The sequence below is a fragment of the uncultured Sphingomonas sp. genome (assembly GCF_964021865.1).
GTDB lineage: Bacteria > Pseudomonadota > Alphaproteobacteria > Sphingomonadales > Sphingomonadaceae > Sphingomonas.
The window spans coordinates 19,751-43,279 of record NZ_CAXIAM010000025.1 but is presented as its reverse complement, the minus strand read 5'-3'; the positions used below and the strand labels follow the sequence as shown (position 1 = coordinate 43,279).

Annotated in this window: 19 protein-coding genes; 10 read left to right on the top strand and 9 right to left on the bottom strand. The window is 68.6% G+C overall.

Annotated features, from left to right (window positions below):
- A partial coding sequence (locus tag AADI75_RS08790; RefSeq protein ID WP_341208657.1) for a response regulator transcription factor occupies positions 1-404 on the top strand: 404 nt, incomplete at its 5' end.
- 121 nt (positions 405-525) lie between these two features.
- Here the strand turns inward: AADI75_RS08790 and AADI75_RS08785 are convergent.
- A complete protein-coding gene (locus AADI75_RS08785) occupies positions 526-1,605 on the bottom strand; it encodes a choice-of-anchor A family protein (protein WP_341208656.1) in 1,080 nt (359 codons plus the stop codon).
- A 243-nt stretch (positions 1,606-1,848) separates the two neighbouring features.
- Positions 1,849-2,607: a molybdopterin-binding protein gene (locus tag AADI75_RS08780; RefSeq protein ID WP_341208655.1), complete on the bottom strand. Its 759-nt coding sequence runs from the start codon at positions 2,605-2,607 to the stop codon at positions 1,849-1,851.
- Between the two features lie 50 nt (positions 2,608-2,657).
- Here AADI75_RS08780 and map point away from each other — a divergent pair, with 50 nt between their 5' ends.
- Positions 2,658-3,482 (top strand): type I methionyl aminopeptidase, encoded by an 825-nt coding sequence (gene map / locus AADI75_RS08775; protein WP_341208654.1) that lies wholly within the window; start codon positions 2,658-2,660, stop codon positions 3,480-3,482.
- Positions 3,483-3,513: 31 nt separating this feature from the next.
- On the opposite strand, the gene AADI75_RS08770 is transcribed toward map, so the two are convergent.
- Complete coding sequence (locus tag AADI75_RS08770; protein ID WP_341208653.1) at positions 3,514-4,626, bottom strand: CAP domain-containing protein; 1,113 nt, start codon at positions 4,624-4,626, stop codon at positions 3,514-3,516.
- Positions 4,627-4,828: 202 nt separating this feature from the next.
- Here AADI75_RS08770 and AADI75_RS08765 point away from each other — a divergent pair, with 202 nt between their 5' ends.
- The 3 genes from AADI75_RS08765 (at position 4,829) to AADI75_RS08755 (ending at position 7,697) form a co-directional block, all read left to right on the top strand.
- Positions 4,829-5,167, top strand: a complete 339-nt coding sequence (locus tag AADI75_RS08765) for a P-II family nitrogen regulator (protein ID WP_028056880.1) — start codon at positions 4,829-4,831, stop codon at positions 5,165-5,167.
- Between the two features lie 93 nt (positions 5,168-5,260).
- Positions 5,261-6,673, top strand: a complete 1,413-nt coding sequence (glnA, locus tag AADI75_RS08760) for a type I glutamate--ammonia ligase (RefSeq protein WP_341208652.1) — start codon at positions 5,261-5,263, stop codon at positions 6,671-6,673.
- A gap of 430 nt (positions 6,674-7,103) precedes the next feature.
- On the top strand, positions 7,104-7,697 hold the full coding sequence (locus tag AADI75_RS08755) for an alpha/beta hydrolase (RefSeq protein ID WP_341208651.1): 594 nt from the start codon (positions 7,104-7,106) through the stop codon (positions 7,695-7,697).
- A gap of 311 nt (positions 7,698-8,008) precedes the next feature.
- Here AADI75_RS08755 and AADI75_RS08750 read toward each other — a convergent pair whose 3' ends face one another.
- The 5 genes from AADI75_RS08750 to AADI75_RS08730 form a co-directional block, all read right to left on the bottom strand.
- A complete protein-coding gene (locus AADI75_RS08750; RefSeq protein WP_341208650.1) occupies positions 8,009-9,019 on the bottom strand; it encodes a sugar kinase in 1,011 nt (336 codons plus the stop codon).
- On the bottom strand, positions 9,019-10,392 hold the full coding sequence (locus AADI75_RS08745; RefSeq protein WP_341208649.1) for a mannitol dehydrogenase family protein: 1,374 nt from the start codon (positions 10,390-10,392) through the stop codon (positions 9,019-9,021). Before AADI75_RS08745 ends, AADI75_RS08750 begins: the two co-directional genes overlap by 1 nt.
- Positions 10,389-11,801, bottom strand: coding sequence for a glucuronate isomerase (gene uxaC / locus AADI75_RS08740; RefSeq protein WP_341208648.1), 1,413 nt, complete (start codon positions 11,799-11,801; stop codon positions 10,389-10,391). The genes AADI75_RS08745 and uxaC overlap by 4 nt, the downstream gene beginning before the upstream one ends.
- A 2-nt stretch (positions 11,802-11,803) precedes the next feature.
- The gene (uxuA, locus tag AADI75_RS08735) at positions 11,804-12,982 is read right to left on the bottom strand and encodes a mannonate dehydratase (protein WP_341208647.1); all 1,179 of its coding nucleotides are present in this window, start codon (positions 12,980-12,982) and stop codon (positions 11,804-11,806) included.
- A 66-nt stretch (positions 12,983-13,048) separates the two neighbouring features.
- Positions 13,049-13,945, bottom strand: coding sequence for an aldo/keto reductase (locus AADI75_RS08730; protein WP_341208646.1), 897 nt, complete (start codon positions 13,943-13,945; stop codon positions 13,049-13,051).
- A gap of 71 nt (positions 13,946-14,016) precedes the next feature.
- On the opposite strand from AADI75_RS08730, the gene AADI75_RS08725 reads away from it, so the two are divergent.
- From AADI75_RS08725 to AADI75_RS08705, 5 genes are all read left to right on the top strand, one after another.
- On the top strand, positions 14,017-15,369 hold the full coding sequence (locus AADI75_RS08725; RefSeq protein WP_341208645.1) for an FAD/NAD(P)-binding protein: 1,353 nt from the start codon (positions 14,017-14,019) through the stop codon (positions 15,367-15,369).
- Positions 15,370-15,466: 97 nt separating this feature from the next.
- Entirely contained in the window at positions 15,467-16,603 is a 1,137-nt protein-coding gene (locus AADI75_RS08720; RefSeq protein ID WP_341208644.1) for a glycoside hydrolase family 43 protein, read from the top strand.
- A 135-nt stretch (positions 16,604-16,738) separates the two neighbouring features.
- A complete protein-coding gene (gene xylB, locus AADI75_RS08715) occupies positions 16,739-18,178 on the top strand; it encodes a xylulokinase (protein WP_341208643.1) in 1,440 nt (479 codons plus the stop codon).
- Between the two features lie 13 nt (positions 18,179-18,191).
- Positions 18,192-19,502, top strand: coding sequence for a xylose isomerase (gene xylA, locus AADI75_RS08710; protein ID WP_341208642.1), 1,311 nt, complete (start codon positions 18,192-18,194; stop codon positions 19,500-19,502).
- Between the two features lie 345 nt (positions 19,503-19,847).
- Complete coding sequence (locus AADI75_RS08705; protein ID WP_341208641.1) at positions 19,848-21,428, top strand: aldehyde dehydrogenase (NADP(+)); 1,581 nt, start codon at positions 19,848-19,850, stop codon at positions 21,426-21,428.
- Between the two features lie 287 nt (positions 21,429-21,715).
- Here AADI75_RS08705 and AADI75_RS08700 read toward each other — a convergent pair whose 3' ends face one another.
- A complete protein-coding gene (locus tag AADI75_RS08700) occupies positions 21,716-23,515 on the bottom strand; it encodes an IlvD/Edd family dehydratase (protein ID WP_341208640.1) in 1,800 nt (599 codons plus the stop codon).
- Between the last annotated feature and the right edge of the window lie 14 nt (positions 23,516-23,529).

Sequence of the window (23,529 nt, the reverse complement as noted above, 5' to 3'; positions counted from 1 at the left end):
ACGTCACCAAGCCGTTCCACCGCGAAGAACTGATCGCGCGCATCCACGCCGTCGTTCGCCGCTCGAAGGGCCATTCGCAGTCGGTCATCAAGACCGGCAAGCTGTCGGTGAACCTGGATGCCAAGACCGTCGAGGTCGACGGTGCGCGCGTCCACCTGACCGGCAAGGAATATGCGATGCTGGAGCTGCTGTCGCTCCGCAAGGGCACGACCTTGACGAAGGAAATGTTCCTGAACCACCTGTACGGCGGCATGGACGAGCCCGAGCTGAAGATCATCGACGTGTTCATCTGCAAGCTGCGCAAGAAGCTCAGCCTGGCGTGCGACGGCGAGAATTACATCGAGACCGTCTGGGGCCGTGGCTACGTGCTGCGCGAGCCGGAAGAAGTCGTTCAGGTCGCGTGATCTCCGGATCGCGCTTTGTTAAGCGTCGATCGATCTCCGGCACTCCGCTCGCCGCACACATCGTCATTGCGAGCGTAACGAGGCAATCCAGGGCATCCTGATCCGGCCCTGGATTGTTTCGCTACCCTCGCAATGACGGATACTTCGCCGCCGAAGACGTGGCCCTTGCCCCCCGTCGAACCGCCGAACGAAGCGCCACCTTCCGCCGCCGCCGCAGCGCCGCGCCGAGCACCCCGAAGCCGGCGAGCATCATCATCCACGTCCCCGGCTCCGGCACCGCTGCGGTCGGACGGAAGTTGCCGGCATAGGTGTCGAGGTGCATCTCGCCGTTCTGCACCATGCTGTTGAACACCGCGCTGCCCTGGATGTAATTGCCGGTCGTCCCGGCGGCGAGCGGCGCGAGCACCGAGCCGCGCCACGCGGTCGTGACGTCGACCGTCGTCGCGTCGGCGAAGTTCCAGATCACGTTGCGGCCGAGCTGATCGACGTTGCCGAGGAAATTGTCGTCCAGCCTGATCGTCGCGCCGCTGACGTTGACGATCACCGTGTCGGCACCGTTGCGGTTGAACGCGATCTCGCCGAACGTCGACAGGTCGCTGCCGGCCAGCGAGAACACCGCGACGCCGTTGCTGCCCGCGACCGCGTTGAAGGTCGCGCGATTGTTTGAAATCAGCGCCTTGCCGGTCGCCGCCAGCGCCGGCAGCCCGTTCGACAGATCGATCATCGAGCGGGTCAGCGCATCGCGCTGATCGATCAACGCCTTCGTGAAGCCGACGGTCGCCGCCTGCCCGGACTTGACGGTGTTCTGATTGACGTTGGCGTTGGCGATCGTGCCGCCGACCAGCACCGTCTGCGGGTTGCCGTTCAGCGAGAAGCCGCTGGTGACGTTCCCGCCCACCGTCGCGCCGCCGGTCAGGTTCTTCGTCCCGCCGGTCACGTCGCCGACGACCGTCAGCGCGGGAGTATTCGCGGTCGAGGCCGCGGGGGTGCGGATCTGGTAGTTCGACGACGTGCCGCTCAGATTGCCGCCGACGAAGGTCCGACCCTCGACTTCGGACGAAGACTTCAGGTCGCCGAGCACGACGAGGTTCCATTCGTGCAGCGCATCCATGCCCTGGATCACGGTGGCAGCCGACGCGGGAGACGCCGCCACCAGCGCCAGCCCTGCCGCCAAACCCGCCGTAAATGCTGCGCGTGCCATCGTACCCGGTCCCGATAAATTGAACCGTTTCCGTGACTTGCCGCACAGCGTCACGCAATGTCGTTTACCTTGTCGCCGATCCCTGTTCGGGACGCGTGACCCGGATGCTCGTCGCCTCGATCGCTCTGCCCTTCCCGCGATCGTCAGCCCGGATTTGATCCGGGGCCCCGCTACCCCTCTTGGCGACTGAGCCGAAAGCGCGTCCGGGATGACGGGTTAACACGGGGGGATTGCCCAGCGCCCCTAGATCCCGCCCGCCGTCACGACACGCCCGTCGGCCTCCAACGCCGCCGTGAGGTCAGCGATACATGCATCGACCTGCGCCTGATCGGGCGAGCGCACCACGAAATTGGCGCCGGTCCGCCCGTCGCGAAAGAACGGATAGCTGCCGATCGCCACGCCCTCGTGCGCCTTTTCGGTCGCGCGCAGCAGCTCCGCGACCTCGCTTTCGGCCACCCAGCAGCCGATCGTCGCGCTCACCACCGGGCGTCCGCCCTCCAGCTTCCCGGTCAGCCAGTCGAGCATTCCCGCGGTGATGTGCGGCACCCCGGCCATGATGAAGATGTTGTCGACGCGGATACCGGGCGCGCCCGAGACGCGGTTCTCAATCAGCGTCGCGCCGTCCGGCACGCGCGCCATCCGCCGCCGCGCGTCGGTCAGCCCGCCACGCGTTGCGTAATGCCGCTCCAGCACCGCGATCGCGTCGGGGTGCTCGACCACCGGCACGCCCAGCGCCGCGGCGATCGCATCGACGGTGATGTCGTCATGCGTCGGTCCGATCCCGCCGGTCGTGAACAGGTAATCGTTGCGCGCCCGCAGCGTGTTGATCGCCTCGACGATCGCCGCCTCGCGATCGGGCACGACGCGCACCTCGACCAGCCGGATGCCCTGCACGTTCAGCCAGGTCGCGAGCTGCGCGATATTCTTGTCCTGCGTGCGGCCGGACAGGATCTCGTCGCCGATCACCACCAGCGCGGCGGTCCAGATGCGTTCGGTTGTCATGCTCCCTCACTAGCTCGCATTCCGTCGCCCGCCACGCTATATCCGCACGCATGACCGATTATGTGACTGTCACCAGCGATGCGCCACTCGCGCGCACCGGCGCGATCAAGCTGCACGGGCCAGATGCCTTTGCGGGGATGCACAAGGCCGGGCGGCTCGCCGCCGAAACGCTCGACATGCTCGTACCGCACATGGTGCCCGGCGTGACCACCGCCGAGCTCGACAAGCTGATCTACGACTTCGTCAAGGCCGGCGGCGGCGTGCCCGCGACGCTCGGCTATCGCGGCTATACGCATTCCAGCTGCATCTCGATCAACCACGTCGTCTGCCACGGCATCCCCTCGGACAAGGCGCTGAAGTCGGGCGATATCGTCAATGTCGACGTCACCCCGATCGTCGATGGCTGGCACGGCGACACCAGCCGCATGTACCTGATCGGCGACGTGCCGCTAAAGGCGAAGCGGCTGGTCGAGGTGACCTACGAATGCCTGATGCTCGGCATCGAGCAGGCGCGGCCCGGCAACACGATGGGCGACGTCGCGCATGCGATCCAGCGCCATGCCGAGGGGCATCGCTTTGGCGTCGTCCGCGATTTCTGCGGTCACGGCGTCGGCCGGCTGTTCCACGACGCGCCGGAGGTGGTCCACGTCGGCCGCCCGGGCACGGGGCCGGAGCTGAAGCCCGGCATGATCTTCACGATCGAGCCGATGATCAACATCGGCCGCCCCGACGTGAAGCTGCTCGACGACGGCTGGACCGCGGTGACGCGCGACCGCTCGCTGTCGGCGCAGTTTGAACATTCGATCGGGATCACCGAGGACGGGTGCGAGATCTTCACCGGCTCGCCCGCGGGGCTCGACAAGCCGCCGTATTGAGGATTTTGCGTGATGGCGAGCGGAACGACGGTCAGGAAACGATCCTGAACGTGTAGCTGTAATCGGTTGCCGCCCCCCGCACGCCGACCCCGGTGATCTTCACCGAATAGCTTACCCCTGCCTTCAGTCCGGCGACCTGGAATTGCAGGTTGTTGGGCACCGCATAGCCGACATTGTCGAAGCTGACGTTCGACACCGTCAGCGCGGTGCTCCCGTCGCTGACCGCGATCACCGCCTTCGAGAAATCAACCGTTGCGTTCGCCCCGCCGCGCTGCGTGGTGTCGGCGATGACCGTGAACGACAGCAGCGACGACGTGTCGAAATAGCGCGCCGGGTAGTCGCCGTACGGATAGGCGACGAACGACGGCAGGTTGCCGGGTACGCTCACGCCACCGGTGAACGATACGACCTTCATCGCCGCGGCATCGGTGCGGCTGCCGTCCGCCAGCACCTGCGCGACGCGGCCATAGGCGATCTTGCCGAGGAACGGATCGAGCATCCAGCGACGATGCCCGACATTGTTGGCGATCAGGTTCGACGTCTCGGTCAGCCAGCCGCTGAGGTACATATCCTCGGTATAATATGCGAGATACGGCGAGATCAGCCCGCCATACAGGTTGCTGGTCCCTGCCCCGTTCGCGCCGAGCGTCGTGTAGCATTTCCACGACGCCGCGGGCGTGTGGCTCAACTGGCCGTTGGCGGCCATCATCAGCGCGGCCTGTGTCGCCTGCTCGTCGTCGGCGCTCGAATAGCTCACCGCGGGCAGGCGATGCAGCGCACGGATCGCGTTCAGCCGTGCGAGTACGTCGTCGCGGACGCTCTGCACCAGCGTGCCGGGCTTGCAATTGGCGACGTCGGGCTGGGCGCTGAACAGCGCCGCGGTGTTGGTTGCCCAACTGCCGGTCGGGGTGAGCGTGGGCGACACCGCGGTCGGGGTAGGCGTCGGGCTGGGCGCGGGCGTGGGGCTCGGTGCGGGCGCGGGGGTCGGGCTGGGCGTCGGCGACGGGGCGGGCACCACCTGCACGCCGCCGCTGGCGGGAACGGCACCGCTCGCGCCGTCGCTTCCGCCGCCCCCGCCGCAGCCCGCCAGCAGCAGCGACAAGGCCGAGACGGCGCCGAACCGATATCCGCGTGAGCTTTGCATCGGGTTCGCATAGGGGCGCGCGGGTTAAGAAATGGCACATGCCCGCCAAAGTGGCAGACGAGGACCGCTTGCCCGTTTTTCAGGCAGCGAAAAGCGCGGATTTCCGCGAGTCGTTGCCTTGCCCTTCGCGCCTGCGGCTGGCACGATCGGTGCAACGATGCTGCTGGGGCATCCGAGTTTTCCGGGGTGGGGCGTTCGTCGCGTGAAGAAGATCGAAGCGATCATCAAGCCGTTCAAGCTGGACGAGGTGAAGGAGGCGCTGCACGAGATCGGCGTGTCCGGCATCACCGTCACCGAGGCGAAGGGCTTTGGGCGGCAGAAGGGCCATACCGAGCTGTATCGCGGCGCCGAATATGTCGTCGACTTCCTGCCCAAGGTGAAGCTGGAGGTGGTCGTCGAGGACGGGCTGACCGAACGCGTGGTGGAGGCGATCGCCGCCGCCGCGCAGACCGGCCGGATCGGCGACGGCAAGATTTTCGTGATCCCGGTCGAGACCGCGCTGCGCATCCGCACCGGCGAGCGCGATAACGAAGCGATCTGATCCTTATCCCTCGCCCCATGACGGGGGCGTGCCACTTACCGCGTCTCACCCGACAACAGTCGGGGCGGCGCTTATGCGAGAGAGAGCAACATCATGGCGAACACGGCCGCAGACGTTCTGAGCAAGATCAAGGACGAGGAGATCGAGTGGGTCGATCTGCGCTTCACCGATCCCAAGGGCAAGTGGCAGCATCTGACGATGGTCGCCTCGGTGATGGGCGAGGACGAATGGACCGACGGCCTGATGTTCGACGGCAGCTCGATCGAGGGCTGGAAGGCGATCAACGAGTCGGACATGATCCTGAAGCCGGATCTCGACGCGGTCTATACCGATCCGTTCTCGGCCACCCCGATGCTGATCGTGTTCTGCGACATCGTCGAGCCGTCGACCGGCGAGGGCTATAGCCGCGACCCGCGCACCACCGCGAAGCGCGCCGAGGCCTATGTCGCCACCACCGGGATCGGCGACACCGTCTATGTCGGGCCGGAAGCCGAATTCTTCATGTTCGACGACGTCCGCTTCGACACGTCGTACAACCAGTCGTACTTCAAGCTCGACGATATCGAGCTGCCGACCAACACCGGCCGCGAATATGAGGGCGGCAACATGGCGCACCGTCCGCGCGCCAAGGGCGGCTATTTCCCGGTCGCGCCGGTCGACTCGGCGGTCGATATCCGCGGCGAGATGGTCTCGACGATGATCGAGATGGGGCTGCCGTGCGACAAGCACCACCACGAGGTCGCCGCCGCGCAGCATGAGCTGGGCCTGACCTTCGGCACGCTGACCACCACCGCCGACCGGATGCAGATCTACAAATATGTCGTGCACCAGGTCGCGCACGCCTATGGCAAGTCGGCGACGTTCATGCCGAAGCCGATCAAGGAAGACAACGGCTCGGGGATGCACACGCACTTCTCGATCTGGAACGGCAAGGAGCCGCTGTTCGCGGGCAATGGCTATGCCGGCCTTTCCGACACCTGCCTGTATTTCATCGGCGGGATCATCAAGCACGCCAAGGCGATCAACGCCTTCACCAACCCGACCACCAACAGCTACAAGCGGCTGGTGCCGGGTTACGAAGCGCCGGTGCTGCTCGCCTATTCGGCACGCAACCGCTCGGCCTCGTGCCGCATCCCGTATGGCACCGGTCCGAAGAGCAAGCGCGTCGAGGTCCGCTTCCCGGACGCGATGGCGAATCCGTACCTCGCCTACGCGGCGCTGCTGATGGCGGGTCTGGACGGTATCCAGAACAAGATCCATCCGGGCGAGGCGATGGACAAGAACCTGTATGATCTGCCGCCGGCCGAGCTGGCGCAGGTGCCGACGGTCTGCGCCTCGCTTCGTGAAGCGCTCGAGTCGCTGCTGGCCGACCACGACTTCCTGCTGAAGGGCGACGTGTTCACCAAGGACCAGATCGAGGCGTACGTCGAACTGAAGTGGGCGGACGTGGCGCGTTGGGAAATGACCCCGAGCCCGGTCGAGTTCGATATGTACTACAGCGCGTAAGGCTGCCGTGCCGGCAGCCGGTGCGGCTCCGCCGCATACGCGCTGTCGGCCGGCCTCGCCAAAGGCGAGGACCGACGACGCGGCTTCGCCGCGTCGCTGCTCCCGATCGAAAGGGGACGTCTTTCCACACGGAAAGGCGCCCTTTTTCGTAATCGCGCGCGGTTCACCTCTCCTCTTTCTCCTCGTCATCCCGGACTTGATCCGGGATCCCGCTTCTTCTTCGCCCGCCAGGAAGAAGCGGGGCCCCGGATCAAGTCCGGGGCGACGGAGGGTTCATCTCCCCACCCTATCGTCTGCGACGAACGCCCCACCCCGACAAACCCCAACCTCACCGCGCCAAAGCCCAACTAGACTCCCCTTTTCGCGCCGTTCGCGTACCATCATCGTCCCTAGCCACGACAACGGTCCGCGCCACCCGGGAGCCACAGCCATGTTCGCCATCGCCGCCAACGACCGCTTCGCCCCTTTCTCGATCGTCGCGATCTCCGACGCCCGGCAGAGCGAGCCGACGTGGCGGACGATGTTCGGCTGGCCCGCCAACGATCCGCGCACGATCCCGATCGCCGCTCGCTCGCGCGCCGAACGCAAGATCTGGGCGGCACGCGTCGACCAGGCGGTGTGCGCGGCGGATCGCCCGGTGCTGTTGGTCGCGGACGGGATCGGCTGCGCGGCGAGCGCGTGGTGGGGCCGGCTGTCGCCGAGCGATTATGTGTCGAAGATCGCCGGCGCGTTGCTGTTCGCGCCGCGTGGGGCGGACGTGACGCGGGACGGCGACACCGACCTGTTCGCCTCCCCGACCGCGCCCCTGCCCTTCCCCTCGATCGTGATCTCGCCGCAAGGCGACGCGGGCCAGGTCGACGCGGCGGTCGAAAGCTGGGGCAGCCGCCTGATCGCCGGCCACCGCGACCGCCATGTCACGCGTGAGACGACCGCATGGCGACAGGCGCAGCGGCTGTTCCTGCGCGTGACGCAGCAGGTCGCGGCGCACGAGGTCGGGCGCGCCGAGGCGCTGATCGGGCGGTAGGTTCATCGCGGTCCAGGCCGCCGAACTTGGAGAGCGGCGTCCCCACCCTCACCGTCGCCCCTGCGAAGGCAGGGGCCTATGTCTGTCTCGTCCTGACCGACCATCTGCCACGGCCAGCGCCGCCCATGTGTCAACGAAAAGGCATGACGACACAGAGATAGGCCCCAGCCTTCGCAGGGGCGACGGCGTATGGGGCGGCGCGGGCCCTTTCTTACCTCCGTCGCCCCGGACTTGATCCGGGGCACCGCTTCCTCTCGGCCCACGAAGAACAAGCATCATCCCGGATCAGGCCCGGAATGACGAAGGCGACCCTACCGCCGCACATCCAGCCCGCCGGCAAGGAACGCATCGACATCCCCCTGCCGGAACAGTGCCGCATCCCCCGGCAGCGAGTGCTTCAGCGCCGCCAGCGCCAGCCCGGTTTCCGCCGCCGCCGCAATCCCCTGCCCGTTCAGCAAGGCATGCAGCACCCCGGCCGCGAACGCGTCGCCGCCGCCGATCCGGTCGACGATCCCCGCCAGCACCGTCTCGGGCGTCTGCGCATGGTCGTCGCGCGTGTCGATGCGTGCCGACAGCCGGTTGAGGTCGACATGCTCGACATGCCGCGCGGTGGAGGCAATCGTCATCAGCGTCGGGAAGCGCGCGAACGCCGCCTCCGCCGCCGCGCGTCGCCGGTCCTCGCCATCGCCGCCGAAATCGTCGCGGCCGAGCAACAGCGCGATGTCGCGGTGGTTCCCGAACATCAGATCGGCATGTTCGACGATCCGCGTCAGGATGCGGCGCGGATCGCTGTCCCAGCGCGCCCACAATTTGCCGCGCCAATTGCCGTCGAACGACACCGCGACCCCGCGCGCGCTCGCCGCCTCCGCCGCCGCGATCGCACTTTCCGCGGGCACAGCCCCCAGCGCCGGGGTAATCCCCGACAGGTGCAGCCGCGTCACCCCGTCGAGGATCGCGTCCCAGTCCCACGCGCTCAGCGGTGCCTCGGCGAACGACGATCCGGCGCGGTCGTAGATCACCTCGGTCGCGCGCATCCCCGCGCCCGAGGTGACGAAATACAGCCCCATCCGCTCGCCGCCGGTCTGCAGATGCCGCACGTCGACGCCATGCCCGCGCAACGTCGTGATCGCGCTCTGCCCCAGATCGTTGTCGGGCACGCGGCTGGCGATGCCCACGTCATGCCCCAACTTCGCCAATTGCGTGACGACATTCGCCTCCGCGCCCGCCACCCACACGTCGAAACGCGGCGTCTGCATCAGCAGCTCGCGCCCCGGCGGCGAGAGCCGGAGCATGATCTCGCCGAACGCCAGGAACTTGCCCATCAACCCCGCTCCACCAGCTCGGCCAGCTTCGCGCGTTCGGCGTCGTCGGCCTGCCAGCGCCCGGCGAACTTGCCGCCCACGCCGAACAGCGCATCGACCATGCCGCGCGCATCGTTGGCACGCCACAACGCCGCCAGCTCGTCCGCCATCGGATCGTTGATCGGCCCCGCCTGCCCGCGCAGATGCCGCAGCCACCCGGCCAGCGCGGTCAGCGTCGCGGTGCGCTCGACCCCACGCGCACGATTGATCGTGAGCGCCTCCAGCCAGCGCGGCCCGACCTTCTGCGACCCGTCGGTGGCGATCTGCGCCAGCCGATGTTCGAGCGAGGGATTGGCGAAGCGCGCCAGCAGCGCGTCGGCATAGCCGCGCAAATCCTGCCCCGGCGCAGCGTCGAGGCTGGCGGCGGCCTCGTCGCGCATCAACCGCTCGACGGTTGGGCGCACCGCCCGGTCGGCGATCGCCTGATGCACATAGTCATGCCCCGCGCCGAGCCCGAGATAGGCGAGCGCCGAATGCGCGCCGTTGAGCATCCGCAGCTTGGCGGTCTCATACGGCCGCACGTCGGTGACGAATTGCGCACCCCCGACGTCCCAGCGCGGACGATCGGTGGCGAAGCGATCCTCGATCACCCATTGCCGGAACGGCTCGGTCACGACCGCGCCCTCGTCGCGCTGCCCAAGCCGCGCTTCGATCGCGTCGAGATCGTCAGCGGTGGTGGCGGGGACGATCCGGTCGACCATCGTCGACGGGCACGCCCAGTCGCGCTCGAACCAGTCGCGCGCCGTGCCGTCGAGCAGCGCCGCCACACCGTCACGCAACACATGGCCGTTGTCGGTCATGTTGTCGCAACTGACCAGCGTCATCGGCCCCGCCCCCGTGGCCAGCCGATCGCGCACCGCCTGCGACAGATAATGGTAGATCGTCCCGCCCGCCGCCGCGACCGAGCCAGTGTCGATTCCGCCGCCCGGCAGCCGGTGATAGCCCTTCTCGGTCACGGTCAGCGTCACGATCCGCGTCGCGGGCGCGGCCAGCGCCGCCGCCACCGCGTGCGGATCGTCCGGCGCAACCAGCACCTCGCGCACCGCGCCGATCAGCCGCAGCCGCTCGCCCTCGGCGTCGCGGGTCGCGACCGTGTAGAGCCCATCCTGCGCTGCGAGCTGCTCGTGGACCTGCCGCGAGCGCAGCGACACACCGGTGATCGCCCAGTCGCGGTCGCCCGCCGCCATCGCATCGTCGGTATAGACCGCCTGATGTGCGCGGTGGAACGCGCCGATGCCCAGATGCACGATCCCGCGCGCCTGCTCGGTGCGCGCATAGCCCGGCTGCGCCACATCGGCGGGCAGCGCGGCGCGGGTGGCGTCCGACAGCCTCACAGCTTGTACGCCTTGCGCACCAGCCCGTCGGTCAGTTCATGTGCCAATTCGACCGCCTCCCAATCCTCGATGCGATGCTCGGCGACCAGCCGCGCGAGAAACGCGCAATCGACCCGCCGTGCCACGTCATGCCGCGCCGGGACCGACAGGAATGCGCGCGTGTCGTCGTTGAAGCCGACCGTGTTGTAGAAGCCGGCGGTTTCGGTGGTCAGCTCGCGATAGCGGCGCATCCCCTCCGGCGAATCGTGGAACCACCATGCCGGCCCCAGTTTCAGGCAAGGATAATGGCCCGCCATCGGCGCCAGCTCGCGCGCATAGACGCTCTCGTCGAGCGTGAAGAGGATGATCGTCAGGTCGCGCTCGTTGCCGACCACATCGAGCATCGGTTGCAGCGCGCGCGTATATTCGGTGCGCACCGGAATGTCGGCGCCCTTGTCGCGCCCGTGGCTCGCGAACAGCCCGGCATTGTGGTTGCGGTACGAGCCCGGATGAATCTGCATCACCATCCCGTCCTCGACGCTCATCTTCGCCATCTCGGTGAGCATCTGCGCACGGAACAGCTCGGCATCATCGACGTCCCAGGTGCCCCCGACGATCTTGGCGAACAGCGCCTCGCATGCGGCGGTCGAGAGATTGGCGGTCTGCGCGGTCGCATGGCCGTGATCGGTGGCGGTGGCGCCCGCGGCGCGGAAGTCGGCGCGACGCTTGCGATGGGCGGCGAGATAGCCTGACCAGCTATGGACATCCTCGCCGGTCAGCGTCGCGAATTTCTCCATCGCCCCCTTGAACTGCTCATGCTCGACGTCGATCACGCCATCGGGGCGATAGGTCGTTGCGACGCGCCCCTTCCAGCCCGAGGCGCGGATCGCGTGATGCGCATCGAGGCTGTCGTGCGCCCCCTCGGTCGTCGCGAGGAAGTCGATGCGGAAGCGATCGAACAGCGCGCGCGGCCGGAAATCGTCACCCGCCAGCCGCTCGTTGATCGTGTCGAAATACCAGTCGGCGGTGGTGGCATCCAGCCGCACGTCGAACCCGAACACCTCGGCGAACACATGATCCAGCCACAGCCGCGACGGCGTGCCGCGGAACAGGTCGTAATGCGATGCGAACAGCGTCCACGCCGCGCGCGGATCGGTGGCGGGGACGCCGCCGCGATGCGGGATGCGTAGATCGTCGAGCGCGATCCCCTGCGAATAGAGCATCCGGAACACATAATGGTCGGGTGCGAGCAGCAGCGTCGTCGCATTGTCCCATTTGGCGTCGGTCGCGAACCACGTCGGATCGGTATGGCCGTGCGGGCTGACGATCGGCAGCGCGCCGATCTCGGCATACAGCGCGCGCGCGATGTCGCGGGTCGTCGGATCGGCGGGGAACAGCCGGTCGGGGTGCAGTTCGAGCGGTCGTGTCATCGTCAGTTCGCTCCCATAAACGTCAATCCGCGCTCCAGCCCGCGCAGCTCCGCCAGCCCGCGCATCCGCCCGAGCAGCGAATAGCCGGGGTTCGTCACCCTGGTCAGATCGTCGAGCATCTGATGCCCGTGATCGGGGCGCATCACGATCGAGCGCCCCTCGCGGCGTTGCAGCGCCACCACCTCGGCCATCACCGCGGTCAGGCCGCCGCTGCCCTCCAGATGCGCGGCCTCGTGGAACGCGCCATCGGGTTCGCGCTGGACGCTGCGCAGATGGAGGAACCCGATCCGCTCCCCCAGCCGCCGGACCATGCCGGGCAGGTCGTTGTCGGCGCGCACCCCGAACGAGCCGGTGCAAAAACACAGACCGTTGGCGGCGCTCGGCACCGCGTCGAACAGCGCGGTCACGTCCGCCTCGGTGCTGACGACGCGCGGCAGCCCGAAGATCGGGAACGGCGGATCGTCGGGGTGGACGACCATCCGGATCCCCAGTTCCTCGGCGACCGGGCAGATCGCCGCCATGAAGGCGTGGTGGTTGGCACGCAGCTCGTCGGGTCCGGTGTCGGCATAGCCCTGAATCGCGTCGAGGAATTGCGCGGAGGTGAAGCTCTCCTCGCTGCCCGGCAGCCCGGCGATGATCGTCCGCTCCAGCCGCAGCTTCGCCTCGTGGTCCATCGCCGCGAAGCGCCGCGCGGCGCGCTCGATCGTGTCGGCACCATAATCCGCCTCGGCGCCCGGACGCTTGAGCAGGTGCAGGTCGTACGCCGCCACCGCGTCCAGCTCGAACCGCAACGCACGCGCGCCGTCGGGCAGTTCCCACGCCAGATCGGTGCGCGTCCAGTCGAGCAACGGCATGAAATTGTAGGTGACGATGGTGATCCCCTCCGCCGCCAGATGGCGCAGGGTGGTGATATACTGGTCGATCAGCCGGTCGCGGTCAGGCCCGGCGGTCTTGATCGCCTCGTGCACCGGCACGCTCTCGACGGTGGTCCAGCCGAGCCCGGCGGCCGCGATCGTGGCGCGCTGCGCGGCGATTTCCTCGCGCGGCCAGACGTCGCCATTGGGGATGTGGTGAAGCGCGGTGACGACCTCGCTGGCGCCGGCCTGCCGGATATGCGCCAGCGGCACCGGATCGCGCGGCCCGAACCAGCGCATCGCCTGCGTCATCAACACGTCCGCCATCCTCTCCGATCCTGCCGCCCGCAGCTTCGCGCCGCTTGTGCTAGCGATACCACGTCACCAAGCAAGCTACGGCAGCCGCGTGCCCATCCCCGCCTCGAGCACCGCATACCATTGCGATCGCGTCCATTCGACCCGGTACGCGCCCGCCGCCGCCGCGATCCGCTGCGAGGTTTGCGAGCCGACGATCGGGATGATTCGCGCCGGGTGCGCCATCACCCACGCCAGCGCCGCGGTGGCGGCGTCGACGCCGTACGCCGCGCCCTGTTCGGCCAGCAGCGCCCCCGCCGGATGCGTGGCGTCGGTCAGCCGCCCACCGCCGAGCGGCGACCATGCCAGCACCGCAAGGTCGTGCGTCATCGCATGGTCGAGCGTCCCGTCGAACAACGGCGCGACGTGCAGCGCGGAAAATTCCGGCTGTGTCGCGACGATCGGCCGGTCGAGGAACGCCTGCAGCGCATCGAACTCGGCGGGCGAATGGTTCGACACGCCGATCGCGCGCACCTTGCCGCTCGTCACCATCGCGTCGAGCGCCGCGGCGACCTCCTGCGGGTGCGTCAGCAGGTCGCGGCGGTGGATCTGGTAGAGATCGACCGTCTCCACCCCCATCCGCTGCAGCGAATCGTCGAGCGCCGCCGCGAGATACGCGCGGCTGGAATTGTACGGGATACCGGGCCGGATCCCGCCTTTGGTCGCGATCACCATCCGGTCGCGCAAGGACCGGTCCTCGCCCAGCGCACGCCCGAACAGCGCCTCCGCCGAGCCGAACCCGGCGGGCACGTCGCAGCCGTAGATGTCGGCGGTGTCGAACAGCGTGATCCCCGCGTCCAGCGCGGCGTCGATCAGCGCGCGCACCGCCGCGATATCGTCACCCGCCAGCCGCCACATGCCCCAGGCGAGCGGCGAAACCACGATCCCGCTCTTGCCCAGGGGCCGCGGTTCATTCGATAGGCGCAATGTCGTCATGAACGGCGGCATGGCACAGGGTCGATCGGGATGATAGCGTCGAACCGTTTCTCGTTTCGGGCGGGGCTGCGTTGATCCGCCATGTCGCGATCGTCGGCGGCGGCTTCTCGGGCGCGCTGCTGGCGATCAACCTGCTCCGCCACGACGGGCCGCGCGCGACGCTGGTCGAGCGGCGCCCGGCGCAGCTCGGGCGCGGCGTCGCCTATAGCGCCGCCCACGAGGAGCATCTGCTCAACGTCCGCGCCGGCAACATGAGCGCACTGCCCGACGATCCCGACCATTTCGTCCGCTGGCTGACGCATAATGCGCTCGGCGACCGCACCACCTTCGTGCCGCGCCGCGTCTACGGCCGCTACCTGCGCGAGATGCTGGAACAGGCCGCCGCCGCGCACCCGCACCGACTGACGCTGATCGAGGACGAGGTGCAGGCAATCGCCCCGACGGCGAACGGCTATGCCGCCACGCTGGCGGGCGGCGGCACGCTGGCGGCGGACACGATGGTGCTCGCGCTCGGCAACCTGCCGCCGCACACCCCGGCGGGGATCGCCCCCGATATGCTTCCGCCGGGCTGCTATCGCGGCGACCCGTGGGCGGGCGACATTGCGGAGCGGTTGCGCGACGACGATACGGTGGTGCTGGTCGGCAGCGGGCTGACCGCGGTCGACGCGGCGCTGCTCCTCGATTCGAGCGGGTTTCGCGGCCGGATCGTCGCGCTCTCCCGGCGCGGGCTCGCACCGCGCCGCCACGCCGATACGCCGCCGCAGCCCGGCCTGTCCGAGCGCCCCGCCGCGACGCTGTCGGCACTGTTGCGCCATGTCCGCACGCGCAGCGCCACGATCGGCTGGCGTGCGGCGGTCGATAGCTTGCGCCCGATCACGCAGCTGATGTGGGGCGCGGCGGACGCGACGACCCGCGCGCGCTTCCTCCGCCACCTGCGCCCGTGGTGGGACGTGCACCGCCATCGCCTCGCGCCCGCCGTCGCCGACCGGATCGACGCGCTGGTCGCCGCAGGGCGGCTGGCGGTGGTCGCGGGCAAGCTGGTCGCCACCACGGCGGACGGGGAGCAGGCGCTGCTCGACTGGCGGCCGCGTGGTGAACACGAAACCCGCCGCCTTCGTGCCGCACGAATCGTCAATTGCACCGGGCCGCAGGGCGACCTGTTGCGCTCGGGCGAACCGCTGCTCCGCGATCTGCTCGCGCGCGGGATGATCCGCCCCGATGCGCTGCGCATCGGGCTCGAGGTCGACGCACAATCGCGGGTGATCGACGCGCGCGGCGTGGTCGCCGACCAGCTCTACGCGATCGGCCCGATGACACGCGGTGGGCTGTGGGAAGTCGTTGCGGTCCCCGACATCCGCCAGCAGAACTGGACGCTGGCACGGCGGCTCGCCAATGCACAATGGGTGGGCGGCGAAGGGCTTTGATGGCGAAAACGGTTGCGCGCCGATGATGGTAGCGCTACCTCATCTCGCAACGCGCGGGCGCAGACCCGCGAACTGGATCTGAGAGGAGCCCGAGACGATGCGTCGCCCAACCCGTGACTATCTGGCCCGTGCCTGTCTGTTGCCGCTGCTCGCCACGCTTCCGCTCGCGGCATGCGGTAATCGCACGACCACCGCCGATACCGCCACGGCCGCCAACGCCGCCGCCACTGATGCGCCGCGCGCCAAGGATGGCCGTCGCTACCTGTCGCAGCCGCTGGTCACCGACTTCTACACCGCCGACCCCTCGGCGCATGTCTTCGACGGCAAGCTCTACGTCTATCCCAGCCACGATATCGACGGTTCCGCGAAGGAAGACGATCTCGGCGGGCATTTCGAGATGCGCGATTACCGGGTGCTGAGCATGGACGAGCCCGGCGGCAAGGTCACCGCGCATCCCGTCGCGCTCGACGTCAAGGACGTGCCCTGGGCCGAAAAGCAGATGTGGGCGCCCGACGCCGCCTACAAGAACGGCACCTATTTCCTCTACTTCCCCGCCAAGGACCGGCAGGGCGCGTTCCGCATCGGCGTGGCGACGTCCAAGTCGCCGGTCGGCCCGTTCAAGGCCGATCCGCAGCCGATCGCGGGCAGCTTCTCGATCGATCCGGCGGTGTTCACCGACGACGACGGCAAGAGCTATATGTATTTCGGCGGGATCTGGGGCGGACAGCTCCAGCGCAACACCACCGGCACTTACGATCCGAACGGCTCGAAGACCGATCTCGGCGCCGACGACAAGCCCGCGCTGACCCCGAAGGTCGCCCCGATGGCCGCCGACATGAAGAGCTTCGCCGGCAAGCCCCGCGACGTCGTCATCCTCGACGAAAAGGGCAAGCCGCTGCTCGGCGGCGACCACGACCGCCGCTTCTTCGAGGCGTCGTGGATGCACAAGTACAAGGGCAAATACTACTTCAGCTATTCGACCGGCGACACGCATTACCTCGTCTATGCGATCGGCGATTCGCCTTTTGGTCCGTTCACCTACAAGGGCCGCATCCTTCAGCCGGTCGAAGGCTGGACGACGCACCATTCGATCGTCGAATGGAAGGGCAAATGGTGGCTGTTCTACGCCGACACCCAGCTCTCGGGCCAGACGCGCCTGCGCAACGTCAAGATGACCGAGCTGCACTATAACCCCGACGGCACGATCCAGACGATCGATCCCTTCGTGAAGTGATCTGACACCGGCGACCCTCACCCGTCACCCCGGCGCAGGCCGGGGTCCAGTTGGGGGACGCTTCCGCATCGCACGCCCGGCCCGCCGCTGGACCCTGGCCTTCGCCGGGGTGACGACAGAGATGAAAGATTGACCATGTTCCTCGGCATCGACATCGGCACCTCGGGCGTGAAGGCGGTGGTGATCGACCGTGATGGCACGATCGCCGCGCAGGCCACCGCCGCGCTGACCGTCCAGCGCCCGCACCCTTTGTGGTCCGAACAGGACCCCGATGCATGGTGGCAGGCTACCGACGCCGCGGTCCGCGCGCTCCCCGCCGACGTGCGTCGTGCGGTGCGCGGCGTCGGCCTGGCCGGGCAGATGCACGGCGCGACCTTGCTCGGCGCCGACGACCGCCCCTTGCGTCCCGCGATCCTGTGGAACGACGGCCGCTCCTTCGCCGAATGCGAGGAACTGGAGCGCGCCGCGCCCGGTCTTCGCGACATTGCCGCGAACATCGCGATGCCCGGCTTCACCGCGCCCAAGCTGCTGTGGGTGAAGCACCACGAACCCGAGACGTTCGCGGCGATCCGCACCGTCCTGCTCCCCAAGGACCACGTCCGCCTCATCATGACCGGCGAGAAGGCGTCCGACGTCTCCGACGCCGCCGGCACCCTGTGGCTCGACGTCGCGAAGCGCGACTGGAGCGACGAGCTTCTGGCCGCGACCGGCCTCACCCGCGCGCAGATGCCGCGCGCGGTCGAGGGCAGCGACGTCACCGGCCGCCTGCGCGCCGATATCGCCGCGAGCTGGGGCATGGAGCAGGTGCCCGTCGCGGGCGGCGGCGGCGACAATGCCGCCGGGGCCGCCGGGATCGGCGTGGTCCGCGATGGCGACGCGCTGCTGTCGCTCGGCACCTCGGGCGTGATCTTCGTCGCCACCGACACCCTGCGCGCCAATCCGGCGGCGGCGGTCCATGCCTTCTGCCACTGCATCCCGGGCATGTGGCACCAGATGGCGGTGCATCTGTCGGCGGCGGTCTGCGTCGACTGGGTCGCGCGGCTGATCGGCGCACCCGGCGCCGCCGACGTGTTCGCGCGCGCCGAGATCGCCGGCCCGGCGGGCGGCCCCGAATTGTTCCTGCCGTATCTCTCGGGCGAGCGCACCCCACACAACGACGCGCAGGTGCGCGGCGGCTTCCTCCAGCTCGATCACGACAGCACGCCCGAGCGTATGGCGCAGGCGGTCCTCGAAGGCGTCGCCTTCGCGCTCGCCGACGGCGTCCGCGTACTGCGCGAATCGGGCACCAGCGTGGAGCGGCTGTCGGTGATCGGCGGCGGCGCACGCTCGCGCTATTGGGGCGAAACGCTCGCCGCCGCGCTGGAGGTCGAACTCGCCTATCTCAAGGGCGGCGAGGTCGGCCCCGCGATGGGTGCGGCGCGCCTCGCGCAGCTCGCGGTCGACCGCGGGACGCCCGCCGATGTCTGCGTCGCCCCACCGATCAGTCACGTCATCACCCCCGACCCGACGCTGGTCGACCGGCTCGCCCCCAAGCGCGCCGCCTTCCGCGCCGCCTATTCCCGTATCAAGCCGTAAAGGAACCCAGCGAATGGCCACCGATTTCTTCGCCGACATCCCCCAGATCAAATATGAGGGGCCGGAAACCACCAACGAACTCGCCTATCGCTTCTACGACAAGGACCGGGTCGTGCTCGGCAAGCGCATGGAGGACCACCTCCGCTTCGCCGCCTGCTTCTGGCACACCTTCTGCTGGCCGGGCTCGGACGTGTTCGGCGGCGGCACCTTCAACCGCCCGTGGCATGCAGGTAGCAACGACAGCGCGGCCGCGGCGATGAAGCGCGAGGTGGCGTTCGACTTCTTCTCGAAACTCGACGTGCCCTATTACTGCTTCCACGACGTCGACGTGATGGCCGACGCCGACAACGTCGCCGAGCACCGCCGCTTCTTCGGCGAGGCGGTCGACCATCTGGAAAAGCTCCAGGCGTCGTCGGGCCGCAAGCTGCTGTGGGGCACCGCCAACCTCTTCGGCAACCCGCGCTTCGCCGCCGGCGGCGCGACCAACCCGGATCCGGAAGTCTATGCGTTCGGCGCGATGCAGGTCCGCGACGCGCTGGAGGCCACGCACCGCCTCGGCGGCCAGAACTACGTGCTGTGGGGCGGCCGCGAGGGCTATGAGACGCTTGCCAACACCGACCTGAAGCGCGAGCTGGACAATCTCGGCCGCTTCCTGACGCTGGTCGTCGAGCACAAGCACAAGATCGGCTTCACCGGCACGATCCTGATCGAGCCGAAGCCGCACGAGCCGACTAAGCATCAGTACGACTTCGACACCGCCACCGTGTACGGCTTCCTCAAGAAGTACGGGCTGGAGAACGAGGTCAAGGTCAACATCGAGGCGAATCACGCCACGCTGGCCGGCCACACGTTCGAGCATGAGATCGCGATGGCCGGCGCGCTCGGCATCTTCGGGTCGATCGACGCCAACCGCGGCGATCACCAGAACGGCTGGGACACCGATCAATTCCCGAACTCGGTCGAGGAACTGACGCTGGCGATGCTCGAGATCCTCCGCGCGGGCGGCTTCACCACCGGCGGCTTCAACTTCGACGCCAAGGTCCGCCGCCAGTCGATGGACGCGGTCGACCTGTTCTACGGCCATGTCGGCGGGATCGACGTCGTGGCGAAGGGCCTGCTCAACGCCGCCGCGCTGATCGAGGACGGCCGCCTCGACGCGATCAAGCAGGAGCGCTACGCCGGCTGGGACGCCGACTTCGGCCAGAAGGTGTCGAGCCTCGACCTTGCCGGGATCGCCGATCTGGCGGAAAGCGCCGACGTCAACCCGCGCCCGCGCTCGGGCCGGCAGGAGCGGATCGAGAACATCGTCAACCGCTTCATCTGATCCGACACGCTAAAACTGTCATTCCCGCGAAGGCGGGAATCCAGACGCGCAGGTCCGTCAATAGAGGCGAGACCGCAGAGCATCTGGATCCCCGCCTTCGCGGGGATGACGGTGGCGGATGCAGGACACAGTCTCTCCCCTCCCCTTCAGGGGAGGGGCTGGGGGGTGGGGCCGAGTCTCACCGAGACTGTCGCTCGTGACGCCCCCACCCCAACCCCTCCCCTGAAGGGGAGGGGCTTGATGGTATCGGGGCAATATCGACGTGCATTGCCCAAGGCGCAGGGTTGCGAATCCGCCCCCCGCCGCCTACCTAATGTCCGACTAATCCCCATCACGAGGACGATCATGATCGACGGAGCGATGCTCATCGGCGCCGAGGCGCGTCAGGCTGACAAGCGGTTCACCTCGGTCGATCCGTCGACCGGCGCGACGCTGACGCCGGACTTCTCCTCCGCCGGCCCCGACGCGGTCGACGCCGCCGCCGCGCTCGCCGCCGAGGCGTTCCCGACCTATGCCGCGACCGATCCCGAAACCCGCGCCGCGTTCCTCGAGGCCATCACCGACGAGATCCTCGCGCTCGGCGACGAGTTGATCGTCCGCGCGATGCAGGAAAGCGGCCTGCCGCGTGCCCGCCTCGAAGGCGAGCGTGGCCGGACGGTCGGCCAGCTCAAACTGTTCGCGAACGTCGTCCGCCAGGGCGACTGGCTCGACGCGACGATCGATCCCGCGATGCCCGACCGCCAGCCACTGCCGCGCCCCGACCTGCGCCGCATGAACGTCGCGCTCGGACCCGTAGCGGTGTTCGGCGCGTCGAACTTCCCGCTCGCCTTCTCGGTCGCGGGCGGCGACACCGCCTCGGCGCTTGCGGCGGGCTGCCCGGTCGTCGTCAAGGGCCATCCCGCGCATCCGGGCACCGGCGAGATGGTCGCGCGTGCGATCGCCAAGGCGGTCGAAAAAGCCGGGTTGCCGGCGGGCGTCTTCTCCTATCTGCCCGGCGAAACCAACGAGTTGGGGGGCGCGATCGTCCGCGATCCGCGCATCAAGGCGGTCGGCTTCACCGGCTCGCGCGGCGGCGGCATGGCGCTGATGAAGATCGCCGGCGAGCGTGACGAGCCGATTCCGGTCTATGCCGAGATGTCGGCGATCAACCCGGTTGTCATCATGCCGCACGCGCTCGACGCGCGCGGCGCGGCGCTCGCCCCCGCCTATGTCCAGTCGCTGACGATGGGCGCGGGCCAGTTCTGCACCAACCCCGGGCTCGTGCTCGCGATCGCCGGTCCGGCGCTCGACGCGTTCGTCGACGCGGCCGGTCAGGCGCTCACCGAGAGCGCACCGACGACGATGCTCACCCCCGGCATCCATGCCAGCTTCGAAAAGGGCGTCGAGGCGCTCGCCAGCCACGCGGCGGTCACCACTGTCGCGCGCGGCAAGGTCGGCGAGGGCGTCAACCAGGCGGTCGGCGCGCTGTTCCGCACCGACGCCACCGCCTTCCTCGCCGATCGCGCGCTCGGGCATGAGGTGTTCGGTTCGTCGTCGATCGTCGTCGCATGCCGCGATCTCGCCGAACTGAAGCAGGTCATCGCCAGCCTCGAAGGCCAGCTCACCGCGACCCTCCAGATCGACGCCGAGGACGAAGCTGACGCCAAGGCGCTGATCCCGGTGCTCGCCGACCGCGTCGGCCGCATCCTCGTCAACGGCTGGCCGACCGGCGTCGAGGTCGCCCCGGCGATGGTCCACGGCGGACCGTTCCCGGCGACCAGCGACGGCCGCACTACCTCGGTTGGCACGGCGGCGATCTACCGCTTCCTGCGCCCCGTCAGCCTCCAGAACCTGCCCGAGGCGCTGCTGCCGCCGGCGGTGCAGGACGGCAACCCCTGGGGCATCGCCCGCCGCCTCGACGGCAAGCGCGAGGCCTCGCCGCGGTAAGATCCGCCGGTTGTTATGGAAACGGAAGGGCGGCCTCGCGGGGCCGCCCTTTTTCGTTCACGCGGAGGCGCGGAGGCGCGGAGGCGTTCCGCCCGGCGCCGCAGGCCGGCGCGAAACGACGCCTCCTTCGTCATCTCGAGCGCCGCGAAGCAATCCAGGGCCGGACCAGGACGCCCGGGATTGCTTCGCTGCGCGCGCAATGACGATCTGGTTGGGCGGCGCGGCAAACGCACCCTCTCTGCGCCTCCGCGCCTCCGCGCCTCCGCGCCTCCGCGTGAACCGATCGGTCAGTGGTTGTCGCGCGGCAGCCCCATCGTCTGCGCGATGCGCTGGTACTTTTCCGCGCCTTCCAGGATCGCACCGGTGCTCATCTGCCCGACCACCGCACGCTGGATCTCCTGCCACGGCGTCTGCGAGGCCGGGTACGCATAGCCCCCCGCCGCCTCCAGCGCCGCACGGCGCTCGGCGAGTTCCTCGTCGGAGATCAGCACGTTCGCGGTGCCCTTGCCCAGATCGACCCGCACCCGGTCACCGGTCTTGAGCAGCGCGAGGCCCCCCATCGCCGCCGCCTCGGGGCTGGCGTTGAGGATCGACGGGCTACCGCTCGTCCCCGATTGCCGCCCGTCGCCGATGCACGGCAGCGCGTGGACGCCCTCGGTGATCAGATAGGCCGGCGGGCGCATGTTGACGACCTCGGCCGCGCCCGGATAGCCGATCGGCCCCGCGCCGCGCATGAACAAGAGCGTCTCCGGCGTGATCCCGGTCGCCGGATCGTCGATCCGCGCGTGATAATCCTCCGGCCCGTCGAACACCACCGCCGGCCCCTCGAACGCCTCGGGGTCGTTCGGGTTCGACAAATACCGGTCGCGGAACTCCGGGGAGATCACGCTGGTCTTCATCACCGCGGCGTCGAACAGATTGCCCGACAGCACGATGAACCCGGCCTCTTCCTTCAGCGGCGCGTCGTAGGGGCGGATGACCTTTTCGTCCTCGATCGCCACCCCGCGGCAATTCTCGCCCATCGTGCGCCCGTTGACGGTCAGCGCATCCTCATGGATCAGCCCCTGTTCGATCAGCTGGTTGACCACCGCCGGCACACCGCCCGCGCGGTAATAATCCTCGCCGAGATACTCGCCGGCCGGTTGCAGGTTCACCAGCAGCGGCACCTTGTGCCCCTCGGTCTCCCAGTCCTTGATCGGCAGCTCGACCCCGACGTGGCGCGCCAGCGCCGCGAGGTGGATCGGCGCGTTGGTCGACCCGCCGATCGCCGAATTGACCTTGATCGCATTGTGGAACGCGTCGCGGGTCAGGATGTCCGACGGCTTGAGGTCCTCGGCGACCATCTCGACGATCCGCTTGCCGGTGAGATAGGCGACCTCCTGCCGGTCGCGGTACGGCGCCGGGATCGCCGCCGAGCCGGGCAGCGACATGCCGAGCGCTTCGGCCAGCGAGTTCATCGTCGTCGCGGTGCCCATCGTGTTGCAATAGCCCGTCGACGGCGCCGAGCTCGCCACCAGCCGGATGAACTCGGCATCGTCGATCTCGCCGGCCGCCAGCAATTGCCGCGCCTTCCACACGATCGTCCCCGAACCGGTGCGCTCGCCCTTGTGCCAGCCGTTGAGCATCGGCCCCACCGACAGCGCGATCGCGGGGATGTTGACGGTCGCGGCCGCCATCAGGCACGCCGGGGTGGTCTTGTCGCAGCCGATCGTCAGCACCACGCCGTCGAGCGGATAGCCGTACAGCACCTCGACCAGCCCCAGATACGCCAGGTTGCGGTCGAGCCCGGCGGTCGGGCGCTTGCCGGTCTCCTGGATCGGGTGCACCGGGAATTCCAGCACGATCCCGCCCATCTCGCGCACACCCTCGCGCACCCGCTCCGCCAGCACCAGATGGTGGCGGTTGCAGGGGGAAAGGTCCGAGCCGGTCTGCGCGATGCCGATGATCGGCTTGCCCGAGCGCAGTTCCTCCAGCGTCAGACCGAAGTTCAGATAGCGCTCCAGATACAGCGCCGTCATGTCGATGTTCGCCGGATTGTCGAACCACGCACGGCTGCGCAGCTTCGTCGGATCAAGAGGGGCGGTCATGCAGGAAGGCTCCA

Excerpts from the sequence above, each read along its gene's own strand:
- AADI75_RS08785 (WP_341208656.1), bottom strand. The coding sequence starts at position 1,605 with ATGGCACGCGCAGCATTTACGGCGGGTTTGGCGGCAGGGCTGGCGCTG.
- AADI75_RS08780 (WP_341208655.1), bottom strand. The coding sequence starts at position 2,607 with ATGACAACCGAACGCATCTGGACCGCCGCGCTGGTGGTGATCGGCGAC.
- map (WP_341208654.1), top strand. The coding sequence starts at position 2,658 with ATGACCGATTATGTGACTGTCACCAGCGATGCGCCACTCGCGCGCACC.
- AADI75_RS08770 (WP_341208653.1), bottom strand. The coding sequence starts at position 4,626 with ATGCAAAGCTCACGCGGATATCGGTTCGGCGCCGTCTCGGCCTTGTCG.
- glnA (WP_341208652.1), top strand. The coding sequence starts at position 5,261 with ATGGCGAACACGGCCGCAGACGTTCTGAGCAAGATCAAGGACGAGGAG.
- AADI75_RS08755 (WP_341208651.1), top strand. The coding sequence starts at position 7,104 with ATGTTCGCCATCGCCGCCAACGACCGCTTCGCCCCTTTCTCGATCGTC.
- AADI75_RS08750 (WP_341208650.1), bottom strand. The coding sequence starts at position 9,019 with ATGGGCAAGTTCCTGGCGTTCGGCGAGATCATGCTCCGGCTCTCGCCG.
- uxaC (WP_341208648.1), bottom strand. The coding sequence starts at position 11,801 with ATGACACGACCGCTCGAACTGCACCCCGACCGGCTGTTCCCCGCCGAT.
- uxuA (WP_341208647.1), bottom strand. The coding sequence starts at position 12,982 with ATGGCGGACGTGTTGATGACGCAGGCGATGCGCTGGTTCGGGCCGCGC.
- AADI75_RS08730 (WP_341208646.1), bottom strand. The coding sequence starts at position 13,945 with ATGACGACATTGCGCCTATCGAATGAACCGCGGCCCCTGGGCAAGAGC.
- AADI75_RS08720 (WP_341208644.1), top strand. The coding sequence starts at position 15,467 with ATGCGTCGCCCAACCCGTGACTATCTGGCCCGTGCCTGTCTGTTGCCG.
- xylB (WP_341208643.1), top strand. The coding sequence starts at position 16,739 with ATGTTCCTCGGCATCGACATCGGCACCTCGGGCGTGAAGGCGGTGGTG.
- xylA (WP_341208642.1), top strand. The coding sequence starts at position 18,192 with ATGGCCACCGATTTCTTCGCCGACATCCCCCAGATCAAATATGAGGGG.
- AADI75_RS08705 (WP_341208641.1), top strand. The coding sequence starts at position 19,848 with ATGATCGACGGAGCGATGCTCATCGGCGCCGAGGCGCGTCAGGCTGAC.
- AADI75_RS08700 (WP_341208640.1), bottom strand. The coding sequence starts at position 23,515 with ATGACCGCCCCTCTTGATCCGACGAAGCTGCGCAGCCGTGCGTGGTTC.